This is a genomic window from Roseibium sp. LAB1 (assembly GCF_054658235.1).
The window spans coordinates 94,535-120,805 of sequence record NZ_BAAGIB010000002.1; the positions used below are offsets into that span (position 1 = coordinate 94,535).

Sequence of the window (26,271 nt, forward strand, 5' to 3'; positions counted from 1 at the left end):
TCCGATGCGCCGAACATCGCGCAAGTTGGCAGGAAAGGTCAATGTCGCCAACGGCGAAACTTGCAAAAAACGAACAAATGTGGAACAAAAATCGCATGGACCACGATCATCAGCCAGTTGCGGGGCGGATTCAGCTGGATGACCCGCTCAAGGATGGACGCCAGTCGGAGACCGCGCTGAAGGTTTGGCGCGGCGCCGCCCGGCTGCTGCGGCAGCTCGATTTCGCCTGCCTGCCGGAAGTCACCCTTGCCTCCGCCCGCCGCGCGGACCTTCTGGCGCTTGGGCCGAAACATGAACTCTGGATTGTCGAGGTCAAATCCTCGATCGCCGATTTCAGGGCCGATACCAAGTGGCCGGACTACCGCCTTCATTGCGACCGCCTGTATTTCGCGACCCATCCGGATGTTTCCCTGGAGATCTTTCCCGAAGAAGCCGGGCTGATTGTGTCCGACGGTTTCGGGGCGGAGATCCTGCGCGAAGCGCCGGAGCACAAACTGGCCGCCGCCACGCGAAAGTCGGTAACGCTCCGCTTCGCCCGCCATGCCGCACACCGGCTGCACAATCTGTCCGATCCGGACGGTGTACGGCTGTTCCAAAGTTTCTAGGGGCAGGACTTCGTCTCAAGCCCTTGCGACGGCTTCCCGACGCCGGAACCGAAATACCAGGATCAGCGCAAGCAGAGCCAGGACCGGCGCGGACACCGCAGCCAGACCTGTCCAGCCTGTCCCGGCAAACAGCACTCCCGAGAGTAGCGAGGCTCCGGAGGAGGAGATCGCAAGGAGCGTATCGTTCACACCCTGAACCAGCGGCCTTTCCTCATCACTCAAGGCGGCCTGCAACAGATGGGTTCCGCCGATGAAACCGAAGTTCCACCCCACGCCCAGCAGCAGGAGGGATGCGTAGAATTCGAACAAATCGATGCCGGACCATGCGGTCAACGCGGAACCGAACAGAAGAACGAGCCCCAGGACGGCAATTTTGGTTCCTCCGAAGCGGCGGATCAAAGACCCGGTCACGAAACCCGGAGCGAACATCGCAACCACATGCCAGCGGATGACGTCGGCGGCCTGGCCTTCCGCAAAGCCGCAACCAATCATGGCCAGAGGCGTCGGGGTCATCAAGAGCACCATCATCGCCTGTGACAGCGCGGCAAGTCCGATTGCCCAGGCGGCCCTGGGATTTTGCCTCAGGATCCTTATCGCACTCCCCGCTCCGCGGCGGGCCGCCTTTATCTGTGCTGCGGGCATCCTGAGCCACCAGACCGGCAACGCACCGAGAACTCCGAGCGCGGCGATTGCCAGATAAGCACCGGCAAGCGGCGTTGGTGCCAGTACATCCTTTGCTTCGTTGAACAGTTGCGGCCCCAGCAATGCGGCCACCAATCCGGACGCCAGCGTGAAGGAAATCGCCTGTGCCCGATGTTCCGCTGGAACGGCCTCGGACGCGGCAAACCGGAAATAGTTCACGCTGATCAACGCAGCACCAAGAGCCGCATGGGCGAGACAGAGCAGGATAAAGTTCTGCAGAACGAGCGCCAATGCCGCGGTGACGCCGCCACCGACCAGGCACATGGCACCCAGCAGGAAACCTGCCCGCCTGCCGAACCGCCCCATGAAAAGCGAGACCGGTGTTGCCACGATGATCCCGATCAGCATCTGCATAGACGGCGGTGCGGTCGCGAGCCACTCGTGAGGTGCAAGCCAGCCCCCGGCCAGCCCTCCCAGGATGATCAGCATCGGCATTGCCGATCCGAGTACGATATTCGCAAGGAGGATGAGCAGAAAGTTTCTCGTGAGCATGTCGCCGTCCAAACCGGTTACGCTAGGGATTGCTCCTGTTTACCGGTTGAACTGCCTGTCTATAATGACATAGTATCGTCAATTATGGACAAACCAATCCGCCTGATCGACGTACTGCTTTTCGACGGCCTGAACATTCTGGATGTGGCAGGCCCTGTCCAGGTTTTCAGTTCCGCAAATGAGGACGGCATCGAACGCTACCGGTTGCGGTTCGTGTCCATGGACGGTGCGGGGATTACCTCGTCCTGCGGGCTCCGATTGCAGGCGGACGCGGCTGCGTCCCTCGACGGCACCCGTGATCTCCTGATCCCGGGCGGAATCGGTGTCGATCGTGCCATGTACGACGGCAGGATCCTGGATTTCCTGGCAAAACGGTCTTCCGCGCCGTTGGACGGACGGATTATCTCGATCTGCTCTGGCGCGTTGATACTGGCCAATGCAGGTCTGTTGAGAGGCCGGAAAGCCACGACCCACTGGCGGCGCGCCCAGCAGGTTCGGCAGCAGTTTGCGGACGTGCGGTGGTCCACCGACGAGCTCTACCACGTCGATGGCCAGGTGATGACGTCTGCGGGCGTGGCGTCAGGCATCGATCTGGCGCTGGAAATCATCAAGATGGACCACGGCAGCCCCCTCGCCCTTGCCGTTGCCCGCGAGCTGGTGGTCTATCTGAAGAGAGCCGGCGGCCAGGCCCAGTTTGCCGACCTGCTTGAAGCGCAATTTTCCGGTGATCGTGAACTCAGTCGGCTGCTGGACGCCTTGCAGGACAATCCCGGACGCGACTGGACACTGGACCTTATGGCTGAGGTTGCCGGCCTGACACCAAGGACCCTGAGCCGACGGTTTTCCGCAAGCGCGGGCCTGACGCCAGTGAAATATCTGGAACGTTACAGGCTCAAGCGGGCGGCAGATGTCCTGTCCGGTGGAGCGCCGGTGGGAAGCGCCATAAGCGTTTCCGGTTTTACCGATTTTCAGCAGATGCAGCGGGCGTTCAAGCGACATCTCAACACCACCGTCGGCGAGTACCGGGAAAAGTTCGCGGACAGCTGAAAACCGGTGGAGGCAAACCGCGAATTGCCCGCGGCCAGCCTTGAAGACTTTCACTTAAGGTTCGCATCCGGAGCACCGCTACTGGCGCTCCGGATGCAGATCGGATCAGACGAACAGGTTGACCAGGCTTTCCAGGTATTCCTGCTTGCCGGATTTCGGCTGCGGCTCCAGGTCGGCCTTGTGAACACGCTCGGCCAGGGTCTCGAGAGAGGACCCACCCTTGAGGATGTCGGCGTTTTCCGGTTTCTGCCAGCCGGCATAGCGATCGTCTACGAAGCCCTTCAGACGGCCGTCCTCGACCATCGCTGCGGCTGCCTTCAGACCGCGGGCAATCGCATCTGCGGAGCCGACGTGCGCCTGGATCAGGTCGACCGGATCAAGCGACTGGCGGCGCAGCTTGGCGTCGAAGTTGGTGCCGCCGGTGGTAAAGCCGCCTGCCATCAGGATCTCGTAGTAGGCGAGTGCCAGTTCCGGCACGTTCATGCCGAAATGGTCGGTGTCCCAGCCACACTGGTAGTCGTTGCGGTTCATGTCGACAGAACCGAAGATGCCGAGCGAACGGGCCATGTGCAGCTCGTGCTCGAACGAGTGACCGGCCAGGATGGCGTGGCCCTGCTCGATGTTCATCTTGACGTCGTTTTCCAGCCCGTAGGCCTTCAGGAAGCCATAGACGGTGGCAACGTCGTAGTCGTACTGGTGCTTGGACGGCTCCTGCGGCTTCGGCTCGATCAGGATCGTACCCTTGAAGCCGATCTTGTGCTTGTACTCGACCACCATGTTGAGGAAGCGGCCGAACTGGTCCAGCTCCTGTTTGATATTGGTGTTGAGCAGGGTCTCATAGCCTTCACGGCCACCCCAGAGCACATAGTTCTCACCACCGAGGCGGTAGGTGACGTCCATCGCGTTCTTCACCTGTGCGGCGGCGTAGGCAAAGACGTCCGGATCCGGGTTGGTGGCAGCACCCGCCATGAAGCGGCGGTTGGAGAACATGTTGGCCGTGCCCCAAAGGAGCTTGATGCCGGTGTCGGCCATCTTCTTTTCGAAGATGTCGGCAATCGCGTTGACGTTGGCATTGCTTTCGGCAAGCGTCCGGCCTTCCGGCGCGACGTCGCGGTCGTGGAACGTGAAGAACGGCATGCCCAGGATCTGGAACATCTCGAAGGCAACATCCGCCTTCAGTTTCGCCTGTTCCATCGGGTCGCCGCCGGCTGCCATCCAGGAGCGGTTGAAGGTTTCGCCGCCGAACGGGTCGGACCCCGGCCAGCAGAAGCTGTGCCAGTAGCAGACGGCAAGACGCAGATGGTCTTCCATACGCTTGCCCAGGACAACTTCGTCCTTGTTGTAGTGGCGGTAGCTCAGCGGCTCGGTGCTTGCCGGACCGGAATATTGGATTGGCTGAAGATCGCCGAAGAACCCAGTGCTCATGTTGTCATCTCCTTGAAAGTGTTTCCTAAAAGCCGGCTTGCTTGAGCGCCGGATACAACTTGCGCCAACGCTCGTAGCCTTCGGCATATCTTTGTGTGAGGGCCGGAACCGGGTCGATGGTGGCCTTCAGGGCTGGTTTGGAAAAAATCCCTTCGGTGGTACCGAGCGCGGCGGCCTGGCCAAGCCTTGCAGCCCCCAGCGATCCGCCGAAATCACCATCCACCGGAACGTCGACAGGCACGTTGAGCAGGCTGGCGATGATCTCCAGCCAGACCGTCGAACGCGATCCGCCGCCGACTGCCAGAACACGCTCGATTCTGGTGCCGGCAACGCTGAGCGCTTCCAGGCAGTCCTTGAGCGCGAAGGCAACGCCATCCAGCACCGCGTGGCAGAGTTCGGCATCGTCGGTTGCGTGGGAAATGCCGAAGAAACCGGCGCGGATGTCGACATCGTTATGCGGTGTCCGTTCGCCGCCGAGATAGGGCATGAAGGACACCGGCGAGGGTCCTTCAACCTTGCTCACAAGACCGGTGAGTTCACCTGGATTGCGCTTCAGCACCGTTGCCAGCCAGTTGAGGCTGTCGGTGGCCGACAGGATCACACCCATCTGGTGCCATGTGTCCGGCACGGCATGGCAGAAGGCATGCACCGCGCTGTCCACGTTGGGCGAGAAACGGTCGTTGGTCACGAACAGAACACCGGAGGTGCCGAGAGAGACGAAGGCCGAACCCGGATCGACCGCGCCGACACCGCAGGCCGAAGCGGCATTGTCGCCGCCGCCACCTGCCACCACCGGCGCGGCATCGAAGCCCCAGCGGCCGCAGAGCTCTGCCTTGAGCGTGCCCGAGCTTTCGGAACCCTCGACTAGGCGTGGCATGTTCTGACGGGTAAGGCCCGTGGCGGCCAGAAGCGCGTCGCTCCAGTCGCGCTTGGCGACATCCAGCCACAGCGTTCCAGCGGCATCCGACATTTCGCCGACGTATTCGCCGGTCAGCTTGAAGCGGACATAATCCTTGGGCAGCAGAACCATTTTGGTCCTGGAGAAGATTTCCGGCTCGTTCTCGCGCACCCATTGCAGCTTGGGCGCGGTGAACCCCGGCATGACCCGGTTGCCGCCGAGCGTCAGGAATTTCGGTTCTGCCGCTTCCAGCTCCGAGCACTGCTTGCCCGACCTGCCGTCGTTCCACAGGATGCACGGGCGCAGCGGCGTACCGGCCGCATCCAGAAGCGTGGCGCCGTGCATGTGACCGGACAGGCCGATGCCGCGCACCGCCGCCATGGCTTTCGGCGCTTCCGCTTTCAAGGCATCAAGAACGGTTTCGCAAGCGCGCCACCAACTGTCGGGGTCCTGCTCCGACCATCCCGGATGAGGCCGCTCGACCGTCAGATCCGCAGTGGCCGACGCGATCAGGGACTGGTCCTCGCCAAGAAGGATGGCTTTGACCGAACTCGTACCGATATCGAGACCGATATACATGAGGTGCGTTCCTCAAAATGAACCAAAAAGAATGCCGATGACCCCTGAACGGGTTTCGGCATGAGGTTCCACACCGTCAGAACAGGGGCCAGGCCATCTGTTCAAACCATGAGGAAGCCCCGCGGGCAAGAGCCCGCGGGTCCGGCCGGTTTATCCGACCACGGTATCGTCCACAAGGGCACCTGGCCCCGGGATTGCCCCTTCCGGGCATTTACCCAGGATGATCATGCCCAGCACGTCGTCGTCGGTGACGTCGGTCGTGCGGGCGGTGCCGACAAGCTGACCGTTCTTCATGACCGCGATACGGTCGCAAAGCTGGAAGACGTCATGGATGTCGTGGCTGATCAGGAAAATGCCGAGGCCCTGTTTCTTCAGTTCCTGAATGAGCTCGGCCACCATCTGCGTTTCATGCACGCCAAGCGCGGCGGTCGGCTCGTCCATGATCAGGATCTTGGCATTGAAGTAGACCGCACGGGCAATGGCCACCGACTGACGCTGACCGCCCGACAGGGCTTTCACCGGCGCATGGAACTTTTTGAAGTTCGGATTGAGCCGGCTCATGATCTTGCGGGTTTCCGCTTCCATGGCATCATCGTCGACAAAGCCGAGCGGCGAGGTCAGTTCACGGCCGAGGAACAGGTTGGACGCTGCGTCGAGATTGTCCGCCAGAGCGAGCGTCTGGTAGATGGTCTCAATGTTCTGCGCCCGCGCGTCGCGCGGCGAGTGAATGTGCACTTCCTTGCCATTGATGCGGATTTCGCCGCTGTCGGCCTTGTAGGCACCGGAGAGGATCTTGATCAAGGTCGACTTGCCGGCGCCATTGTGGCCAAGCAGGCCCACAACTTCACCCGGATAAAGGTCGACCGAGACATGATCCACGGCCTGCACCCCGCCGAAGGAGATGCACATGTCTTTCATTTCTACGAGAGGCGCGTCCATGTCTCAGTCTCCCGTGCGCTTGCGATAGATGATGTCGACGAGGACAGCGATGACGAGCACCGTTCCCACGACAATGTTCTGCAACGGAGCGTCGACACCGACCATGGCCATGCCCGACTGCAGCGACTGCATGATCAGCGCGCCCAGGATGGCGCCATAGATCGTGCCGACACCGCCGGCAAGCGCCGTTCCGCCGATCACCGCCGCGGCAATGACCCGCAGTTCGTCCAGCGTGCCGATGTCGTTGGTTGAAAAGCCGAGGCGTGCGGCTGCCACGGCAGCTGCAAGTGCGCTCAGACCGCCCATGATGGCAAACACCTTGACCGTCAGGAACCGGGTGTTGATGCCGGACAGTTCGGCTGCATCCGGATTGCCGCCGGTTGCGAAGATGTAACGTCCGAGGCGGGTGCGCCGGGCGACGATGGTCATGACAACGGTGACCACGATCAGAAGCAGCACCGAGTAGGGAATGCCGTAGCCCATGACCAGGCCTTCCGGCATGATTTCGCCGTTAGCCTCGAAAATACGCTTGAGGCGCGCCGTGGGAATGTCATAGGCATTCAGCACCCAGACGAACCCGAGAATTGCGGCGGTCGTGATCACACCCATGGTGACCTCGGCCCAACCGGGTTTGACCGGGAAACCATGCGCGGCCTTGTTGCGGCGCGAGGAGACCTGCATCCACAGGGCAGCGGCCACCGCCAGAACACCGAAGATCCAAGATCCCGTTTCCCCCATGGTGCCGCCAATGCCGCCGATCATGGTGAAGGTTTCGTCGAGCGGGCCGATCGTCTGGCCGGATGTGATGAACCAGGCAACGTTACGCCAGACCAGCAGTCCGCCGAGCGTCACGATGAAGGCGGGAATGCCGAGATAGCCGATCATCCAGCCCTGAAACGCGCCGATCACCACACCGACGATAACGCCGGCCAGAATGGCAAGGATCCAGATGGTCGGATTGCCGAGCCCCAGGAGAGGCGGCAGGACATCGGTCTGGACAACCGCCATGACGGCCGCAACGGTTGCCAGCACGGAGCCGACCGACAGATCGATGTGGCGGGTGACGATGACGAACACCATCCCCGTGGCCATGATCGCGACGGACACGGTCTGGATCGTGAGGTTGAAGATGTTGCGCGGTGTCAGGAACCGGCCATCCGTAATCACATTGAACACCAGGCACAGGACGATGAACGCCCCGATCATGCCGAGAAGCCGGGTGTCCAGCTGCAATGCGGCAAACATGTTTCGTGCTGTCGGGCTTTTGGGCCCTGACAGTGCGGTGTCAGACATAGAGGTTACTCCTGCTTGGAGACCATTACGCTTACGCATCGGGTGGCCCATCCCGGGGAGCGGCTTCTTCAGCAGCTGTCCCTGTTATTACGGCCCCGGTTTAGAGTAACCGGGGCCGCACATTAATCGTAGTGTTATTAGTTACAGGGAGCCGGGCCGTTTTCAACGCCCTGGCACAGATCGTCCTTGGAGATCCAGCCTGCATCGACGACAGCGGTCAGGTTGTCCTTGGTGACCGGGAGCGGTGCCAGGAACTTGGCGGTCAGCTCGGTGCCGGACGGAGACGTCCAGGACTGTGCGCCATCGACGCCGGACAGTTCGGTGCCACCGGCCAGCGAAACGGCGATTTCGCCGGCTGCCTTGCCGAGTTCACGAGCGTCCTTCCAAACGGAAACAGTCTGGGTGCCCTTTGCGACGCGGTTCAGAGCGGCGTGGTCGCCGTCCTGACCGGACACAGGAATGCCGTCCATGCCCTGAGCGGTCAGAGCGGCAACAACACCACCGGCGGTGCCGTCGTTGGACGCAACAACCGCATCGACCTTGTTGTCGTTGGCGGTCAGGAGCTGTTCCATGTTGCGCTGTGCGTTCGCCGGCAGCCAGCCATCGGTGTAGGCTTCGCCAACGATCTTGATGTCACCCGCATCGATTGCGGACTGCAGGACTTCCTGCTGACCGCCGCGGAGGAAGTCCGCGTTCGGGTCGGTCGGCGAGCCCTTGATCATGACATAGTTGCCCTTCGGCGCGGCAGCCAGAACGGCGCGAGCCTGCATGCGGCCGACTTCGACGTTGTCGAAGGTCAGGTAGAAGGCGCGCGGGTCGTCGATGAGACGGTCGTAACCGACAACCGGAATGCCTTCATCGGCGGCAGCCTGAACAGCCGGGCCGATTGCCTGGGAATCCTGAGCCAGGATGATGAGAGCGTTCGCACCCTGTGCGATCAGCGCCTCAACGTCGGAAAGCTGTTTTGCAGACGAGCTCTGGGCATCGGCGGAAATGTACTTCGCGCCGGCAGCTTCCAGTGCACCCTTGATGGCGGCTTCGTCGGTCTTCCAGCGTTCTTCCTGGAAGTTGGACCAGCTCACGCCGACAACGATGTCTTCTGCATGTGCAAGGTTCAGTGCGGTTGCGGACAGCAGGACGCCCGCCAGCAAAGTGGTGATTTTACGCATTGCGATGTTTCCTCCAGTTGGCACATCCCACGTCGGACGGATGCGCCTGAAATGCGTCAGTGTCGAAGCGCCTTTTCGAGACGCCTTCAGAAAGGACAGCCTTATTGTTATTTTTTTTGGTGCCCGAAAAAAAGTTGCAGGAAAGCGCAGCTCCTGTCAACATGGTTTTGCAAAACACTGTTCCGCGGGGTCTGAATCACCCGGTGAGAAGCAGGAAAACCGGGAGAAACCCGGGACAGAGGAAACACCTTGGGAAGAGCTGAGCGAGCATGACACGCAAGGCGGACCGGGATCAGATCCGGCGGCAAAACAGAAGTATTGTTCTACAGGCCCTGCGCCGGAACGGCCCTATGGCGCGGATAGATCTCGGCCAGATGACACGGCTGAGCCCCGCGACAGTGACGGCCATTACCTCCGATCTTCTGGACCAGGGATTGATCCTGAGCCTGGAGAGCGAGGAACCGAAAACACACCAGGCGCGCGGACGGCCGCGCACCCTTTTGAAGCTCAATCCGGACGCGGTCTACACGGTTGGCGTCCGTCTTTCGGTCAACAACATCGACCTTGCCCTGGTGAATTTCGCCGGTGAGGTCGTGCGCGACAAGCGCAGCCATTTCGACAGTGCCACCGAAGATGCGGACAGCTTTCCCGAAACACTGATCAGCGCAATCCGGGAGTTCCTCCACGAAGCCGGGATCAGCCAGTCGCGGGTCCGGGAAATTGGCGTTGCAGCGCAGGGTGTTGTCGAAACGGAAACGGGCGTCGTTGCCTGGAGCCCCGCCTTCGCCGGGCGCAAGATTCCGGTTGTCGGACCGCTCCACGAAGCCTTCGGGGCGGATTGCTACATTTCCAACGACACCAACATGATCACCGAAGCGCTGCACTGGTCGGACCCGAACCGCTACAGCGGTACTTTCGCCGTGATCATGCTCGACTACGGGGTCGGCATGGGGCTTTACCTCGATAACCGGCTGTTTTCGGGCGCAAGCGGCACGGCAGCGGAATTCGGCCACGCCAACCACTTGCCCGGCGGCGCGCTCTGCCGATGCGGCAAGAAGGGGTGCCTTGAGGCCTATCTGTCCGACTACGCCCTCGTGCGGGCTGCCTCGCACCTGCCGGCAAACACAGATCCGGGCACGATTCAGGCTGGTGTCAGCGGCCTTGCCCGGCTGATCGAACTGGCAGGATCCGGTGACACGGACGCCTGCAACGCCTTTCACGAGGCCGGCCGGGTGCTGGGCTACGGCCTTGCCCGGGTGATCGCGATGATCGACCCCAAGCGCGTGGTGCTGACCGGCGCCGCCATGCGGGCCTTCTCCTTCATGGAAAAGGGCATGTGGGAAGGGCTGGAAGAAGCCCTTGTTTCCGATCTCAGAAACAATTTCTCGCTGGATGTGATGCCGTGGAATGAGGACTTCATTCGCAGCGGCCTGATCGCCCAGTCGATGGAACGTCTCGACAAGGATTTCCTCGGCAACGCAACACCGCCGGCAGGCCGAATCGCCCGGCTCGACCGCAAGGAGGCGACCGCATGACACGCAAGTCCTGCCTGACACTTTCCGCAGTTGCCCTGGGTTTCGCCCTTCCTGCCGCTGCGCTGGCCGATCCGGCACCCTGGAGCGAACGGGCCATCAAGGAAGATGTCGATATCGACACCCTGGTGCAATCCGGTGAAGATGCGATCACGGTTCTGCAGCCGATCGGCGAAGAACTGTTCAAGGCCAAGTTCACCACACAAGATGGCGCGGGCCGTCCGGAGGCGACACGCGCCATCGTGCCCACGAAGGTGCGCCGCAAGGTCCCGCAGGCATTCCAACGCCTGGCGGGGATGGACGCCAATTCCTGCGCCTCCTGCCACAACGAGCCTGTCATCGGCGGCTCCGGTGCGTTCACCGCCAACGTGTTCGTGTCCGAAGGGTTCGAAAGCGCGGACTTCGACACCACCGATCCCCAGTTTTCCAACGAGCGCAACACGGTCGCGCTTCAGGGCGCCGGGCTGATCGAGTTGCTCGCCCGGGAAATGACCACCGACCTGCGCCGCCAGCGGACGGACCTGCTGGCTCGGGCAAGGGCGAGCGGCCAGGAAGCAACCGTCATCCTGCAGACGAAAGGCGTCTCCTTCGGCAAGCTGACTGCGTTTCCGGACGGAACGCTGGACGTTTCGCGCCTCGACGGGATCGACGACGACCTGACCTTGCGGCCCTTCAGCCAGAAGGGCGTCTTTGCCTCCCTTCGGCAGTTCAGCGTCAACGCCAGCAACGATCATCACGGCATCCAGGCCGCCGAGCGGTTCGGCGCCGTGTGGACGGGCACGGACGATTTCGACGGTGACGGCCATACGGGCGAAATATCACCTGGCCAGATCTCGGCTCTGGTGGCCTTTCAGGCGACACTTCCGGCCCCGACCCGAAAACAGGATCTGCCGGATGTCTGGCAGGACGCCGCGGCAAAGGGAGAGGCGCTCTTTGGAACGATCGGCTGCAGCTCCTGCCACATTCCCGAACTGCCGCTCGAAAGCCTCGTCTTTCAGGATCCGGGACCGTTCGACACCGCAGGAACCCTGCGCCAGAGCGACGTGACTGCGCCGCTTGAGCTCGACCTCGGCACGCTGGACTGGGTGAAAGCCCTGCCGCGGGACGACCAGGGGCGTGTGCTGGTTCCGCTTTATGGCGACCTGAAGCGTCACACGATTGCCGACGCGGCCAACGACACTTTCGGCAACGAACTGCTCGCCCAACGCTTCGTTGCCCGGGACGTGTTCATCACGTCCGAGCTCTGGGGCATCGGCAGCACGGCACCTTATGGACACCGGGGCGATATCACGACGCTGGAGGAAGTCATTCTCGCGCATGGCGGTGAGGCCTCCGACAGCCGCAAGGCCTACGCCGATCTGACGGAAACCCAGCAGCAGACGATCATAGCCTTCCTGCGCAGCCTGGAGATCGCGGAATGAAACCTTTCGGCCTTTCCGTGTCCGGCGTGTTGCTGGGCGTGGCCATTGCCACACCCGCTCTGGCCGAGGACGCCCGGCAGACCTCAATTGCGCCTGTCCCCACTTTCGTGGAAGAGGCCGCGACGGCAGGCATCGAGCACAGCTACGACGGCGCGTGGGAATTCTTCGTCGGCGGCGGCACCGCGATTTTCGATTGCGACGGCGACCGCAAGCCGGATCTGTTTTTTGCCGGCGGCAAAAACCCGGCACAGCTTTACCGCAATGAAAGCCGCGTGGCGGGGCCGCTGAAATTCACCGCACTTGAGACCGGCCTCAACGACAAGCAGGCGACAGGCGTGCTCGGCGCCTATCCTCTGGACGTCAACAACGACGACATCCTGGATCTTGTTGTCCTGCGTCTGGGGGAAAACCTGATCCTGGAAGGCAAGGGTGCCTGCTCATTCGAGGTTGACAACCGGGCACTCGGCTTTGACGGTGGCCGCGAATGGAGCACTGCCTTTTCCGCGATCTATGAGCCCGGACTTGCCTACCCGACGCTGGCCTTCGGCAATTATGTTGACCGGTCTGCACCCGGTTCGCCCTGGGGCACCTGTCACGACAACTTCCTGTTCCGGCCGGAAAAGGCAGAAGACGGCAGCGTGCGTTATCCAGAGGCAACCCGTCTCTCGCCCGGCTATTGCAGTCTGTCGATGTTGTTCACCGACTGGAACCGTTCCGGCGAGCCGGCACTCAGGATTTCCAACGACCGGCAATATTACCGCGGCGGCGAGGAGCAGCTCTGGGCTGTTCCGCCCGGCCGCCCGCCCCGCCCCTATCGCAAGTCGGACGGCTGGCAACACCTGAAGATCTGGGGCATGGGCATTGCCTCCATCGATCTGGATGTGGACGGTTTCCCCGAGTATGCGCTGACCAGCATGGGCGACACAAAACTGCAGAAGCTCGATCCGGAATCGGACGAGACCGTGCCTGTCTATCAGGACATTGCCTTTGATCTCGGCGTCACCGCCCACAGACCCTACGCGGGGGAAGACCTGAAACCGTCAACCGGCTGGCATTCGGAGTTTCAGGACGTCAACAACGACGGGCTCTGGGATCTGTTCATTGCCAAGGGCAACGTGGAAGCGATGCCGGACTTTGCCGCCTATGACCCCGACAATCTGCTGCTTGGCCAATGGGATGGCCAGTTTGTCGAAACCGGCGACATGGCCGGGATCGCGCTTGACCGGCGCGGCCGGGGCGCCGGCCTGGCGGACTTCAACGCGGACGGCTTGATGGATCTCGTTGTCGTGAACCGCTCCGGTCCGGTCAGCCTGTTCCGGAACGTTGGCAAGGGCAGTGCGGAGGAGCCGAAGCAGCTCGGCAACTGGCTGGCTGTCGATGTGCGCCAGCCCGGCAAGCCCAATTCCCGCGCGGTTGGTGCCAAGATCAGCGTGAAGACCGGCAACCGCACCGTGGTGAAGGACATCCAGGTTGGTGCAGGACATGCGTCCGGCCAGATGGGCTTCGTTCATTTCGGCCTTGGTGTGGCGGAACGCGCCAATGTGCGCATCAAGTGGCCCGATGGCGACTGGAGCCATGGCTACCGCGTCTTTGCCAACGGCCACGTGATCATTGAACGCGGAGCTGAAAAGGCGAAACTCTGGTACCCGGAATAGATCCCGGCACGAGATCTTCTCCGGTGCGCCGGACCTGAGAAACGGCTATCGTAGATTTCGAAAAGCTGCATTTTTTCAATGACTTTCCTGGCCTTTTGCCGGAACATGCATGACAAGATGCAACTTTCGGAGTTTCCGCGATCATGGCCGGTCCAACCGACAAGAAACCCTTCAATCCGCCTTCCGTCCGCCCCCCCTTCGGGCAGTATAATCACGGCCTGTACGTGCCACCGGGCGCCAGCCTGCTGGTGACTTCCGGCCAGCTCGGCATAAGGCCGGACGACACCATCCCGCCGGACGTGACCGGACAGGCCGAAATCTGCTTCGAGGCCATCGCGGCCATCCTGAAGGAAGCGGACATGAGCTTTGACGATGTCATCCGCATTTCGGGCTTCGTCACTCGGCGTGAGGACTTTCCCGACTATATGGCCGTCCGCGACCGCTACACGGGATCGCTGAAACCGGTCTCCACCCTGCTGGTGGTCGGCGGTTTTACGCGCGCGGACTTTCTGGTGGAAGTGGAAGTGACGGCGGCGAAGGTGTTTTAGCCGAGGCTGCCCGGAGCGGTGTCAGAACCGCTCCATCTCTCTGCCGACCTTCTCCAGAAAGGCACCGGTCGAGGCCGGGGTGCAGTTGTTCATGTCGTAATGGGCCAGATACTTCACCGGCGCGCCGATCTTGATCTGTGCCCGGATGACCCGGTTGACGATCTTGCGGGGCGGATCGCCAACCAGAAACGCCCGCCACCGGCTGCCGCCATAGGTCATGACAGCCGCCATCTTGCGGATGTGGCGCAGGGTCGGGGTCAATGTGCCGTCTTCCAGATGAAATGACACACCCGGCAACCAGACCCGGTCGAAATAACCTTTCAACATGGCGGGAAAGCCGAAGTTCCAGACCGGTGTGCAGATGACCAGACCTTCGGCCGCCAGCAGGCGCTGGCAGTAGCTGTCGACCAGCTCCCGATTGTCCGGAACCGTGTGATAGATGTCCCTGTCGTGGGCTGACAGGACAGGGTCGAAGCCTTCCTCGTAGAGATTGCAGCCATCGACCTCGTGCCCGGCCTTGGCAAGGCTTTCGCAGGTCTTGTGATAGAGCGCCCGACCGAAGCTCTGCTCTTGCGGGTGGGAATGAAGAACCAGTACGCGCATCGGATCAGGCCTCGGCAAAGGCCTGGAGGCCCGGAAACAGATAATTCTGGCCAGCCTTGAAGTCGAAGTCCGGATTGTCCCAGGCAATCATCTTGCCCGGATTGAGCAGTCCCTTGGGATCGGTCTCTTTCTTGAAGGCCAGCTGGACCTGGTCGGTCTGCTTCATGCCACCCTCTTCCAGCGTATAACGGTGAGGATTGAAGACCCGGCACCCGTTTTCCTCGTGCAGGCGGATAATCTCGTCGAGCCGTTCTTCCGTCGTGTAGCGGATCAGGGGAAGGCCCGAGCATTGCACCTGACCGTCGAACCGCAGGAACTCCAGATGCCCGAAGATCTCGCCCGGGAACATCTCGGTGGTCTTGCGTACCAGATCCACGTGGTCCGGCCCCGGATACTGTGTCTGCAGATAAGTGAAGGAACTGTCGAACTTCAGTGCCCGCAGCGTCGTGTGGTTCCAGGCAAGCTCATACGCATGCGGAATACCCTTCATGCTGTCCACTTCGTCTGACCGGAAACGGACCTCGCCCTTCATGCGCTCGGCAAGGGCAAGCATTGCCGACATGGAATGCGGAGCCACCATCAGCACGGTGACGGCCTCGCCTTCCTTCAGCCAGGGCTTGTGCCGGGTGAAGAAATCGAACGGAATGGGTGCGGCGATCGGAGCAACTTCCTTCAGCAGAATCCCGTTGCTGCGCGCCAGCTTGTCGGAAAAGACCACCGCATCCATGAAGGTTTCATGGCCGACGATCACATCCACCCAGTCATGGGCTGTCGTCAGCGGCATTTCCACTTCGGTGATGATGCCGTTGGTGCCATAGGCATGGCTGACCTTCTGCAGGTCCCAGGTGGACAGCTCGATCACCCGGGGCTCCGCCTCCATGGTGACGATCCGCAGGCGCAGGATATTGCCGAGATCTCGCAAGCCGCCCCAGTGAACCGAACCCACACCGCCCGAACCGCCGGCGATGAAGCCGCCGATGGTCGCCGTCTGCGCGGTCGAAGGGTGGAAACGCAGTTCCTGGCCGGAATGCTCCTTCGTGATCTTGTCGAGTTTGGCAATGACGATGCCCGGACCGCAAACGACCCGGCCCGGAGCAATCTCCTTGACCTCGTCCATCTTCGACATGTCGAGCACGATCCCGCCCGAGAGCGGCATTGCCTGGCCGTAGTTTCCCGTGCCCGCGCCGCGCGGCGTGACCGGCACACCATGGGCGAAAGCCGTCTTCAGGACCTTCACGACTTCGGCTTCGTTTTTCGGCGACACCAGAAGATCGCCGGTGACATTGTCGAGCTGCGCCTTCAGAACCGGAGAATACCAGTAGAAATCGCGGCTCTTGGCCTGAACAAGGCGTGGATTGTCCTCAACCGCAATGCCATCAAGTTCGGCCTTGATTGTCTCGTAATCGGCCATCGTCAGCCTCTCGTCAGCGGGTCAAGTTCAGAATAATCCGGCAGGCGGCGGTCGATGCCCATGCCATTCCGCATCACGATGCGGTCCGCTTGCGGACGGGACAGAAATTCGCTCCAGGTTCGAGCGTTGAAGATAACAAGATCGGCACCAAGGCCCACGGCAATGCGCCCGGCGTCCGGGACTTGCAGAATGTCGGCCGGACCGCTCGTGACCACCTTGGGGGCGTCATCGAGCGGATGATCCAGATGCGCGATGCGCACCGCCTCGCGGAAAACCTCCACCATGTCGAGGTCGCCGTAGGCATAGAATGGATCGCGGGTGTTGTCGGATGCGACGGCCACAGGCACGCCTGCCGCGCGCAGCTCATGCAGCAGCGTGACACCGCGCGAGCGCGGTGTGCGGCCCGGGTGCCTGTCCTGCAGGTACATGTTGCACATGGGCAGGGACACGACGGACAGGCCCGCTTCCCGCACCTTGTCGATTGTCGCCTTGGCCTTGTCGTCGTCCTGCCGCGCGAGGGAGCAGCAATGGCCGACCGTAACGGCGCCTTCAAACCCGTTGCGCAGTTTGGCTTCCGCAATGGTGAGCAGCGTCAGGACGTTGGCATCCTGGGTTTCGTCCACATGCAGGTCGATATCGAGGCCGTTGTCCGCCGCAGTGCGAAACAGGATATCCAGCCTGCGGTCGAGATCCGGCATCGGGAAGGTGACACCGCCGAGCAGACCACCGTTTGCAACGACGACCTCCACAAGGTCGGAGAAGTAAGCGTCGTCATCGATGGCATCTATCGGAAACAGGGCAGCGGCCTGAAGGGCGATCCGGCCTTTCCAGCGCTCTCGCATGCCGGCGAAAACCTCGAAGGAAATCCTGTGCTGCGGCGCCAGGCTGTCGAGATGGGTGCGCAGGAGGCTGGTGCCGTGAGCGTAGGCACAGCGCAGGGAAAAATCCATGCGTGTTTCGACGTCGCTGGCTGTCCAGTTCGCCTCCCGGTCGGCCCGGACGGCGGCAAGCGCGCCGTCGAAATCGCCCGTCGGATTGGGTTGCCGGTCCCAGATGTGCCCCTTGTCGATGTGAGTGTGCATGTCGGCGAAACAGGGCCAGACCATGCGCCATTGCAGATCGATGCCGTCGATATCCGCAGGAGCCTCCCCCGCGGCAAGAACGGCTTCGATCCGGCCATCTGCAACAATCAGATCCGCCGCATACAACCCTTCGCGCGCAGGCAGTGTCGCCCCCGGCGTGACAGCGGCTGGCAGGGTTGCGGCGCGTAACGCGAACCGGCTGGCTTTGGGAAGGTTGAATGTCATCAGTTTTCCCGCTTGAGGCTGCTTTCGTGCCAGCGATGCAGTGTCCACCAGGAGATGAAGGACGTCAAAGCGAAGATCAGCACACCCAGGCTGGCAAGCAGGAACAGTGCCGCGAACAGACGCGAAATATTGAGCCGGAACTGAGATTCCAGAAGACGGAAAGCAAGACCCGAGCCCGCCCCCGCCGATCCGGCAGCGAATTCCGCAACGACCGCCGCAATCAGTGCCAGGCCACCGCCGATGCGAAGGCCGGTCATGAAATACGGCAGCGAGGCCGGCAGCTTCAGATAGATCAGCGTCTGCCAGCGCGAGGCTCCATAAAGTTCGAACAGGTTGAGAAGGTTGTGATCGACGCTTTTGAGGCCCTGTACCATGTTCGACAGGATCGGAAAGAAGGCGACGACGAAGGCGCAGATCAGAAGCGCTGACTGGGTCGACGGTGCGTAGATCAGGATCAGCGGCGCGATGGCGATGATCGGTGTGACCTGCAGGATAACCGTGATCGGATAGAGCGCCGTTTCGATCCAGCGGGACTGGACGAGCAGGATCGCCATGCCACCGCCGCCGATCAGCGCCAGGGCGAGTGAGGCCAGGGTGATTTTCGTCGTCACCCAAAGGGCTGGCAGAAGGATCGGCCAGTCCGACATCAGTGCTTTCACCACAAGCCCAGGGCCGGGAAGAATGTAGTGGGGAATGTCGTTCACGGTGACCATGATCTGCCAGAGAGCAATCAGGGTGGCAATCACGCCAATCGGAACCAGCACTGTCAGGATGCGATCCCGGCGCTTGGCCGCCGCAGCGCTTTCCTTTGTCGGCAGTTTGGCTGCAGATGGCGACTTTTTGCCGGTGGCTTGCGCCTTACCGTCCGTTTCCTGCAGGGCGCTGACGTGTGCCAGCGTGTCATTCGCGGGTGCGGTCATCAGTGCTCCTCGCCTCCCATGGCTTCCGACAACATGGCGGAGACTTCCGCGCAGGCTTGCCTGTATTCCTCGGAGGTGCGGTATTGTGCGTCCCGCTCCAGGCTGGTGTGCAGGGGGAAGTCCGAATGGACCCGGCCCGGCCGGGCTTTCATCACCACGATCCGGTTCGCCAGATAGGCGGATTCATAGACGGAATGGGTCACGAAGATCACCGTGATGCCGGTGGCCTTCCAGAGCGCCAACACGTCGTCATTGAGCTTCTGGCGCGTTATCTCGTCCAGTGCCGCGAAGGGCTCGTCCATCAACAGCAGCTTGGGCTCGGTCACCAGTGCACGTGCGATGGAGACACGCATTTTCATGCCGCCGGACAATTCGCGCGGATAGGCATCGGCGAAATCCTTCAGTCCCACGCTTTCCAGCGCGGTCATGATCCGTTCGGATGCTGCCTTTTTCGAAATGCCCTTGAGCCGCAGAGGAAGATAGACATTGCCGAACACGGTCTGCCAGGGCATCAGCGTCGGTTCCTGAAACACGAAACTGATGTCGCCGTCGGGCAGGCCCTTCGAGTTGATCCGGAAGCTGGGCCAGTCGATATCGCCTTCCGAAATGCCACCCAGACCCGCGATGATCCTGAGGGCAGTCGACTTGCCGCACCCGGACGGCCCCAGCAGGCTGATGAATTCTCCCGGACGAACCGTCATCGACATGCCGGACAAGGCGAGCGTTCCGTTGGAGAAAACCTTCGAAACATTGTCCATCGCCACCAGGGGGCGGGACTGTTTCACTTTGCGGACCGACGGCGTCTTCGTTTCTGCGCTGCCCTGTTCGGCGATGACCATGCTCTACTCTGCATCTGGAGACGGCCGCTCCGCGCACCGCGGCGCGAAGCGGAATGTGTTTGCCGGAACCGGCCTTATTTCTTCAGGTCGAGGCCGACACCCTTGCAGACGAAGTCCGTGGTGTAGGACTGCTTGTAATCAAGGGAGGCATCCACGACGCCGATCGATGCGAGCGTATCGAAGAACCCCTTGAAATGCTCGTCGGTCATGCAGCCGATGCCTTTTTCTTCCGTATCGCCGGAATCAACGATGCCGTATTCCTTCATCTTCCCAAGGGAATAGGCGAGCTGACCGTCGGTCATCTCCGGATTGTCTTTCTTGATCAGCTCGTTTGCCGCGGCGTTGTCGCCATAGAGATAGTTGTACCAGCCCTCGATGGAGGCATCGACGAACCGCTGCACCAGGTCCGGGTTTTCCTCGACCAGCGCCTTGGAGGTGGTGATCATGGTCGAATAGGGCGTCCAGCCCTCATCAGCCAGAAGGAACACCTTCGGCGCCCAGCCTGCCTGGTTTTCAATTTCGTAGGGCTCCGAAGTGAGATAGCCCTGCTGCGCGGACTTGGGATCGACGATGAACGGTGCCGGATTGAAGGTGTAGGGCTTGAACTGGGCGTCGGAGAAGCCCTCGAAGTTCTTCTTCATCCACTCGAAATAGGTGACGTAGCCGTCCTTGCCCATGTAGATGGTTTCAAGCTTGGCAAGATCCGTGAACTTCTCGATGCCCTGATCCGGATGAGCAACCAGGATCTGAGGATCCTTCTGGAAGATGCTGGCGACGTTGATCAGCGGAATGCCTTCCTTGACGTAGTCGAAGCCCTTCAGCGTCCCGCCCATGTAGAAATCAATCTTGCCCGAGATCAGCAGTGCATCGTTGGCAGCCTGCGGACCGCCCGGAGCAATCGTGACCTTGAGGCCGTATTTCTCGTAGGTGCCATCGGCAACGGCCTGGTAGAAACCGCCGTGTTCTGCCTGCGCCAGCCAGTTGGTGCCGTAGCTGACCTCATCCAGAGCCATTGCCTGGTGAGTGGCGGTTCCGGTGAGAAGAACTGCCGCGAGAAGCGTCTTCGCAGACGGGAAAACTGTCATTTCGTACCCTCCAGTAAAACAAAACTACCGTGAAACCGCACATTTCCGAAAATATTTGAGCCCTTGAAGCGCGCGTTGAAAAGCATCAAAATTCGCCTGCAGCGATGCCTTATTGTCATCGCTACCATTTCTGACGATCAATTGTGCCGCATGCACAAAAAGGAGGCATAACTTGGCCCTGCTCCACTCCCGCAAACTGCTGTATCTGGACGAGATCGCGCGCTGCGGGTCCATTCGAAAGGCGGCTGACCGGCTCAATGTGTCTTCCTCCGCCATCAACCGGCAAATCCTTGCGCTGGAAGAAGAATTCGGCGTGCCCCTGTTCGAACGCCTGCCGCGTGGACTGCGGCTTACCGCGGCTGGAGAGCTCTGCGTGGAGCATATCCGCCGTGTCCTGAAGGATTATGCCAGACTTGAAACCAGAATCAGGGCGCTGAAGATGCCTCAGGCCGGGCAAGTCTCGCTGGTGACCACCGTCGGCCTCGCCTCCGGCCCCCTGTCGGAAATCATTGCGAAATTCATCGAGAAAAACCCGCGCGTTCACATCAAGCTGCGCAGCGACGGCGGCACGACCACGATCAATCCGGTTCTGACGGGCGAGGTCGACATCGGCCTTGGCTTCAACATCGCCGCTACGCCGGGCCTGCGGACACTGGCGACCTTCGACATCCCCATCGGCGCGGTGGTTCCACCAGGCCACAAGCTGGCGCAGGAAACCGGTCCGGTCGATCTGGTGGACGTGGTACAGGAACGGCTTGTGCTCGCCCAGTCGGGCACCAGCCTGCGGGACGTGATCAATCTGGTGCTGTCTTCGGTGCCGATCCCGGTGGAGCCGATCCTGGAAACGAATTCCTCGGAGACGGTTCGCCAGCTTGTCCGGCGCGGCATCGGCATCAGCCTGCTCAACCCGCTCGACGTGCTGGCAGAATGCCGCCGGGGCGAGCTGGTCTTCCGTCCGCTGAATGTCACGCGGACGCACCACCAGCCGATGAAGCTGTTCACGCGGGCAAGAGCTTCAATGGACGCGGCAACAAGCCTTTTCGTCGAGTTCCTGCTTCAGGAACTCGTTGCCCAGGTGGAAGAATTGCAGCGGGAGGGAAGCCTGCCGGTTTAAGATCTCAAGATCGTTATGGCTTATACAGGTTGGCCAGCGGATAGGCCTTGAAGTCGCGCAGCATCTCAATGAAACCGGCGGCCTGATAGGCGCTGATGGCCGCCCCTTTTTCCGCCGTCCCTTTGGAGGCATCGCCAACGACGCCGGCCGGGTTGAGATCGTGGGCGATCCAGGCCAGGGCGTGAGGCGGCGTCGGCTGAATGTACTTCGAGTTTGCCAGCATCTCCTCTGCCCTGGAGACGAAGTTCTCGGCCTTGTCCATCCGCACGAGATCCGGGCGGAAATGCAGCATCAGCGAGGTTTCGACCTCACCGCCGTGAATGCCGAATTTTGACTCATGGGCGGAAATCATGCCGTCCGGATGGCCGAACCGACCCCAGTGTGTCACCAGCACAGCCATTTCGTAACGGACGCGCAGTTCGCGCGATACGATGCTGATGATGTCGGTGTTGCCACCATGGGAGTTGACGATCACCATCTTGCGAATGCCGGCCTCAGACACTTTCTGGCCGATGGCGGTCCAGACCGGGATCAGCAGTTCGGCGCCGAGGGACAGCGTTCCCGGCCCGTAGACATGTTCGTTCGCCTTGCCGATTTCCTGCACCGGTAACACCAGGATATCGAGATCTTCCGGCAGTTGTTTGCGCATTTCGGCGAGCATGCCTTGCGCGATTGCGACGTCGGTCGCGATCGGCAGATGCGGGCCGTGCTGCTCCGTCGAGGCGGTCGGCAGAATGCCAATGACCCGGTCGGGATCGAGCGCCGCAAAGTCAGAGGCATTCAATTCGTTCCAGAAGAAATACTTGGCCATCGGCGCTGCCCCAAGTCTGTTGCCGTGATGCGTTCCTGATTTGGGTAGGCAAGTCCGCGACACTTGAAAAGCATCATTATGTCTTCAGGCCGCTGCCTTTTTGTGTGCAGTGGATCTCAAGCACTTTTCCGGCCCTGAGCGAAATATGGCGACACCCGTCCGCCTCTTCGTGCTCAATCGAAAAATAGTTACCATTCCTGTCCACAAACATGTCCACAGGTGCTGGGAGCGGAAAGCAGGCTGAAACCGTTCAATTTTCCGCAACTGAAAAACCTGGAAACCTTTTGTTAACCATGGAGTTAGCCGGAGCTTCCCGGGGAGATGCGCTGCATTCCGGGTTCACCCGCCTTGCCAGAATGGTGAAAGTTTAGGCGCACCTATACCTACCCAGAAGCGAAGCCGCCACATTTACACCAAAGATTTGCCTTGTGATGCCCAAGGTAGGACGCCGCATTGAGGCTCGGGATGCGGCATTGGGTAAAATGTAAGGTGGGTAACCGACATGTATCTCCTGTTCTTCGTAGGAGCCTTGCTCTATGGCGCCGTGACGCTGGTCTTTCTGATCCTGTCGTCTGCGGAACTGCTCGATAGCGGACTGAGCACCCCTGGCCGACTGTTCGGCGTGCTGATCACATCGATCTTGTGGCCGGCAACCTTGATTGCAGTCAGTCTCGTGCTTGCATTCCAGAATGTGGCCGAGCGGGTTCACGAAACCCGTCAGACGGTGCCCTTGCGTTTGTCGCATCATTCGCACTGAACCGGGCTCTGCCCTGGAACCGTAGGCTTCTGATCAATAGCGCTGTCATGACAGCCCCGATGCGCTTGCGTGCGCCGGGGTCTGTTGGCGTTCCTGTCTGTTGATCCACTCAGATTTCCACTCTTCAATATCCGGTTTCCGCCCCTCAACAGGCCGGATTTCGCGCCATGGTGCAAATTTCATCACATGTCGGTTTCGGTGTTAAGCTGCTGTTTTTCCGGTAATTTTATTGCTGATTTTTTGCCTCAAGTTTTTAATCATTCCAAAAAAAATTTGACTAACTGTTCAAATTTTCTTCCAATGCATTTCCGAGCTTCCTCATCAAACGAAGGAAGCCGCCTTGAAAACGATCGCCAACCTTCCGGAGATCTCCATGACCCAGACCAAAGCCGGCCCGGACATTGCCGCCGGGCGCTTGCCTGAGGACGCATACGCTGAGAATTTCAGCGACCTGCACCCGCTGCTGGACCAGCACGAAGCACAGGTCGAGGCTGACCGTTGCTATTTCTGCTATGACGCGCCGTGCATGCAGGCCTGCCCGACCAGCATCGACATTCCCCAGTTCATTCGCCAGATCTCGACCGGCAATCCGACCGGGGCAGCGAAGACCATCTTCGCGCAGAACATCCTGGGCGGCATGTGTGCCCGCGTTTGCCCGACAGAGACGCTTTGCGAAGAGGTCTGTGTGCGCGAGGTTGCCGAAGGCAAGCCGGTGAAGATCGGCCAGCTTCAGCGGTATTCGACAGATCACTTCATGTCGGAATTCAGCTCCACGCCCTTCACGCGCGCAGCAGAGACCGGCAAGAAGATCGCCGTCATTGGCGCCGGGCCCGCAGGCCTTTCCTGCGCGCACCGGCTGGCTGTACACGGACACGACGTCACGCTGTTCGATGCCCGCGAGAAGGCCGGCGGTCTGAACGAATACGGCATCGCGTCCTACAAATCGGTCGACGACTTCGCCGCGAAGGAAGTGGATTTCATCCTTTCCATCGGCGGCATCGAGGTCCGAACCGGAATGCGTCTCGGCGACAATCTGGATCTGGCAGCCCTGCGCGCCGAATATGATGCCGTCTTCCTCGGCATCGGCCTTGGCGGCGTCAATGCACTCGGACTGGATGGCGAAGACAAGAGCGGCTCCATCGACGCCGTCGACTATATTGCCGACCTTCGCCAGTCGAAAGATCTCTCGCAACTGCCGGTCGGACGGCGCATCGTGGTGATTGGTGGCGGCATGACCGCGGTCGACATTGCGGTTCAGACCAAACTGCTGGGTGCGGAAGACGTCACGATCGCCTATCGCCGCGGTCAGGACCGGATGAACGCTTCCGACTATGAACAGCAACTGGCGCAGACCAGCGGTGTCAGGATCATGACCTGGGCACAGCCCAAAGGTCTTGTCGGCGAAAACGGTGCGATTACCGCGATTGAACTGGAGCGGACCCAGGAGCAGAATGGTTCCCTGACCGGTACCGGTGAAGTCATCACCCTGCCTGCGGACATGGTGTTCAAGGCTGTCGGCCAGACACTGGTGCAAGCGGATCTCGGCGACGCGCTGACCCTTGAAAAGGGAAAGATCGTTGTGGATGCGGACCGCAAGACCAGCCTTGCCGACGTGTGGGCGGGCGGCGACTGCGTGCTGGGCGGCGAAGACCTGACGGTCGCGGCCGTCGAGGACGGCAAGATTGCCGCCGAAAGCATAAACGCTGCCCTGACCGCCTGAGACTTGCGCGCCTGAAACCTGAGCGCCCGACAGCAGCTGACGCGCTCGGCGCCACCGATTTGAGGGAGAGCCACCATGGCTGACTTGCGTACTGATTTTATCGGCATCAAATCGCCGAACCCGTTCTGGCTGGCTTCCGCGCCGCCGACGGACAAGGAATACAACGTCGTCCGGGCCTTCAAGGCCGGTTGGGGCGGCGTCGTCTGGAAGACGCTCGGAGAAGATCCGGCGGTCGTCAATGTCAACGGCCCGCGCTATGGCGCGATCCACGGCAAGGATCGCCAGCTGATCGGCCTCAACAACATCGAGCTGATCACCGACCGGCCTCTGGAAGTGAACCTGCGCGAAATCAAGCAGGTGAAACGCGACTGGCCCGACCGTGCGCTTGTCGTCTCGCTGATGGTACCCTGCGAAGAGCAGAACTGGATCGACATCCTGAAGAAGGTCGAAGAGACCGGAGCCGATGGTGTCGAACTGAACTTCGGCTGCCCGCATGGCATGAGCGAGCGTGGCATGGGCTCCGCCGTTGGCCAGGTGCCGGAATATATCGAGATGGTCACCCGCTGGGTGAAGCAGCATTCGCGCATGCCCTGCATCGTCAAGCTGACACCGAACATCACCGACGTTCGCAAGCCGGCCCAGGCGGCCAAGGCCGGCGGTGCCGATGCGGTCTCGCTGATCAACACCATCAACTCGATCATGGGGGTCGATCTCGACATCATGTCGCCGTCGCCCGCCGTCGACGGCAAGGGTGCTCATGGGGGTTACTGCGGCCCGGCAGTGAAGCCGATCGCGCTCAACATGGTTGCTGAAATCGCCCGTGACCCGGCAACCCACGGCTTGCCGATCTCCGGCATCGGCGGCGTGACCACCTGGCGCGACGCAGCTGAATTCATGGCGCTTGGTGCAGGCTCGGTGCAGGTCTGCACAGCGGCGATGACCTACGGCTTCCGCGTCGTTGAGGACATGATCGAAGGCCTCAGCGACTGGATGGACACCAAAGGCTACACCTCCGTCGACCAGTTTGTCGGCAGCGCGGTGCCCAACGTGTCCGACTGGCAGTACCTCAACCTCAACTACATCGCCAAGGCAAAGATCAATCAGGATCTGTGCATCGAATGCGGCCGCTGTCACATCGCGTGCGAGGACACGTCCCACCAGGCAATCACCAACATGGTCGACGGGGTGCGCAAGTTCGAGGTGATCGACGAGGAATGCGTCGGCTGCAATCTGTGCGTCAATGTCTGCCCGGTCGAGAACTGCATCACCATGGAGCCCATGGCTGCCGGCAGTATCGACCCGCGGACCAAGAAGCCGGTCGAAAAAGACTACGCCAACTGGACGACGCATCCGAACAACCCGATGGCCGTCACGGAAGCAGCCGAATAGGCAACGCTCC

23 protein-coding genes are annotated in these 26,271 nt (G+C 61.0%); 10 read left to right on the forward strand and 13 right to left on the reverse strand.

Features of this window, described 5'->3' with window-relative positions:
* Positions 1-95: 95 nt before the first annotated feature.
* Positions 96-605 (forward strand): MmcB family DNA repair protein, encoded by a 510-nt coding sequence (locus ACYQ54_RS10485; RefSeq protein ID WP_460081891.1) that lies wholly within the window; start codon positions 96-98, stop codon positions 603-605.
* A gap of 15 nt (positions 606-620) precedes the next feature.
* Here the strand turns inward: ACYQ54_RS10485 and ACYQ54_RS10490 are convergent, their stop codons facing one another.
* Positions 621-1,799: an MFS transporter gene (locus ACYQ54_RS10490; RefSeq protein ID WP_460081893.1), complete on the reverse strand. Its 1,179-nt coding sequence runs from the start codon at positions 1,797-1,799 to the stop codon at positions 621-623.
* Between the two features lie 84 nt (positions 1,800-1,883).
* On the opposite strand from ACYQ54_RS10490, the gene ACYQ54_RS10495 reads away from it, so the two are divergent.
* A complete protein-coding gene (locus ACYQ54_RS10495; RefSeq protein WP_460081895.1) occupies positions 1,884-2,846 on the forward strand; it encodes a GlxA family transcriptional regulator in 963 nt (320 codons plus the stop codon).
* A 105-nt stretch (positions 2,847-2,951) separates the two neighbouring features.
* On the opposite strand, the gene xylA is transcribed toward ACYQ54_RS10495, so the two are convergent.
* The 5 genes from xylA to xylF all read right to left on the reverse strand — a co-directional run bounded on the left by xylA (position 2,952) and on the right by xylF (position 9,149).
* Complete coding sequence (xylA, locus tag ACYQ54_RS10500; protein WP_460081898.1) at positions 2,952-4,271, reverse strand: xylose isomerase; 1,320 nt, start codon at positions 4,269-4,271, stop codon at positions 2,952-2,954.
* 25 nt (positions 4,272-4,296) lie between these two features.
* On the reverse strand, positions 4,297-5,748 hold the full coding sequence (xylB, locus tag ACYQ54_RS10505; protein ID WP_460081900.1) for a xylulokinase: 1,452 nt from the start codon (positions 5,746-5,748) through the stop codon (positions 4,297-4,299).
* Between the two features lie 150 nt (positions 5,749-5,898).
* Positions 5,899-6,666 (reverse strand): ATP-binding cassette domain-containing protein, encoded by a 768-nt coding sequence (locus tag ACYQ54_RS10510; RefSeq protein WP_460084741.1) that lies wholly within the window; start codon positions 6,664-6,666, stop codon positions 5,899-5,901.
* A 24-nt stretch (positions 6,667-6,690) separates the two neighbouring features.
* Positions 6,691-7,980, reverse strand: coding sequence for a sugar ABC transporter permease (locus ACYQ54_RS10515; RefSeq protein ID WP_460081903.1), 1,290 nt, complete (start codon positions 7,978-7,980; stop codon positions 6,691-6,693).
* A 137-nt stretch (positions 7,981-8,117) separates the two neighbouring features.
* Positions 8,118-9,149: a D-xylose ABC transporter substrate-binding protein gene (gene xylF / locus ACYQ54_RS10520; RefSeq protein ID WP_460081905.1), complete on the reverse strand. Its 1,032-nt coding sequence runs from the start codon at positions 9,147-9,149 to the stop codon at positions 8,118-8,120.
* Positions 9,150-9,499: 350 nt separating this feature from the next.
* On the opposite strand from xylF, the gene ACYQ54_RS10525 reads away from it, so the two are divergent.
* The 4 genes from ACYQ54_RS10525 to ACYQ54_RS10540 all read left to right on the forward strand — a co-directional run bounded on the left by ACYQ54_RS10525 (position 9,500) and on the right by ACYQ54_RS10540 (position 14,305).
* On the forward strand, positions 9,500-10,684 hold the full coding sequence (locus tag ACYQ54_RS10525) for an ROK family protein (protein WP_460081906.1): 1,185 nt from the start codon (positions 9,500-9,502) through the stop codon (positions 10,682-10,684).
* Complete coding sequence (locus ACYQ54_RS10530) at positions 10,681-12,102, forward strand: di-heme oxidoredictase family protein (protein ID WP_460081908.1); 1,422 nt, start codon at positions 10,681-10,683, stop codon at positions 12,100-12,102. The genes ACYQ54_RS10525 and ACYQ54_RS10530 overlap by 4 nt, the downstream gene beginning before the upstream one ends.
* Positions 12,099-13,757: a CRTAC1 family protein gene (locus ACYQ54_RS10535; protein WP_460081910.1), complete on the forward strand. Its 1,659-nt coding sequence runs from the start codon at positions 12,099-12,101 to the stop codon at positions 13,755-13,757. Before ACYQ54_RS10530 ends, ACYQ54_RS10535 begins: the two co-directional genes overlap by 4 nt.
* 143 nt (positions 13,758-13,900) lie before the next feature.
* Positions 13,901-14,305, forward strand: a complete 405-nt coding sequence (locus ACYQ54_RS10540; RefSeq protein ID WP_460081912.1) for a RidA family protein — start codon at positions 13,901-13,903, stop codon at positions 14,303-14,305.
* Positions 14,306-14,326: 21 nt separating this feature from the next.
* Here ACYQ54_RS10540 and ACYQ54_RS10545 read toward each other — a convergent pair whose 3' ends face one another.
* The 6 genes from ACYQ54_RS10545 to ACYQ54_RS10570 form a co-directional block, all read right to left on the reverse strand.
* Positions 14,327-14,908, reverse strand: a complete 582-nt coding sequence (locus ACYQ54_RS10545) for an NAD(P)H-dependent oxidoreductase (RefSeq protein ID WP_460081914.1) — start codon at positions 14,906-14,908, stop codon at positions 14,327-14,329.
* A gap of 4 nt (positions 14,909-14,912) precedes the next feature.
* The gene (locus ACYQ54_RS10550; protein WP_460081916.1) at positions 14,913-16,319 is read right to left on the reverse strand and encodes an FAD-binding oxidoreductase; all 1,407 of its coding nucleotides are present in this window, start codon (positions 16,317-16,319) and stop codon (positions 14,913-14,915) included.
* Between the two features lie 2 nt (positions 16,320-16,321).
* Positions 16,322-17,626 (reverse strand): cytosine deaminase, encoded by a 1,305-nt coding sequence (locus ACYQ54_RS10555; protein ID WP_460081917.1) that lies wholly within the window; start codon positions 17,624-17,626, stop codon positions 16,322-16,324.
* On the reverse strand, positions 17,626-18,546 hold the full coding sequence (locus ACYQ54_RS10560; protein ID WP_460081919.1) for an ABC transporter permease: 921 nt from the start codon (positions 18,544-18,546) through the stop codon (positions 17,626-17,628). Before ACYQ54_RS10560 ends, ACYQ54_RS10555 begins: the two co-directional genes overlap by 1 nt.
* Positions 18,546-19,385: an ABC transporter ATP-binding protein gene (locus ACYQ54_RS10565; RefSeq protein WP_460081921.1), complete on the reverse strand. Its 840-nt coding sequence runs from the start codon at positions 19,383-19,385 to the stop codon at positions 18,546-18,548. The genes ACYQ54_RS10560 and ACYQ54_RS10565 overlap by 1 nt, the downstream gene beginning before the upstream one ends.
* 74 nt (positions 19,386-19,459) lie before the next feature.
* A complete protein-coding gene (locus ACYQ54_RS10570) occupies positions 19,460-20,470 on the reverse strand; it encodes an ABC transporter substrate-binding protein (RefSeq protein ID WP_460081923.1) in 1,011 nt (336 codons plus the stop codon).
* Between the two features lie 178 nt (positions 20,471-20,648).
* Here ACYQ54_RS10570 and ACYQ54_RS10575 point away from each other — a divergent pair, with 178 nt between their 5' ends.
* On the forward strand, positions 20,649-21,584 hold the full coding sequence (locus tag ACYQ54_RS10575) for a LysR family transcriptional regulator (RefSeq protein ID WP_460084742.1): 936 nt from the start codon (positions 20,649-20,651) through the stop codon (positions 21,582-21,584).
* A 13-nt stretch (positions 21,585-21,597) separates the two neighbouring features.
* Here the strand turns inward: ACYQ54_RS10575 and ACYQ54_RS10580 are convergent, their stop codons facing one another.
* Positions 21,598-22,395: a creatininase family protein gene (locus ACYQ54_RS10580; protein WP_460081925.1), complete on the reverse strand. Its 798-nt coding sequence runs from the start codon at positions 22,393-22,395 to the stop codon at positions 21,598-21,600.
* A gap of 502 nt (positions 22,396-22,897) precedes the next feature.
* Between ACYQ54_RS10580 and ACYQ54_RS10585 the strand changes: the two genes are divergently transcribed.
* The 3 genes from ACYQ54_RS10585 to preA all read left to right on the forward strand — a co-directional run bounded on the left by ACYQ54_RS10585 (position 22,898) and on the right by preA (position 26,261).
* Positions 22,898-23,152 carry a hypothetical protein gene (locus tag ACYQ54_RS10585; RefSeq protein WP_460081926.1) on the forward strand — a complete coding sequence of 85 codons (255 nt, stop codon included), beginning with the start codon at positions 22,898-22,900 and terminating at the stop codon, positions 23,150-23,152.
* Positions 23,153-23,525: 373 nt separating this feature from the next.
* Positions 23,526-24,872, forward strand: a complete 1,347-nt coding sequence (locus ACYQ54_RS10590) for an NAD(P)-dependent oxidoreductase (RefSeq protein WP_460081928.1) — start codon at positions 23,526-23,528, stop codon at positions 24,870-24,872.
* A gap of 75 nt (positions 24,873-24,947) precedes the next feature.
* Entirely contained in the window at positions 24,948-26,261 is a 1,314-nt protein-coding gene (gene preA / locus ACYQ54_RS10595; protein ID WP_460081930.1) for an NAD-dependent dihydropyrimidine dehydrogenase subunit PreA, read from the forward strand.
* Positions 26,262-26,271: the final 10 nt, after the last annotated feature.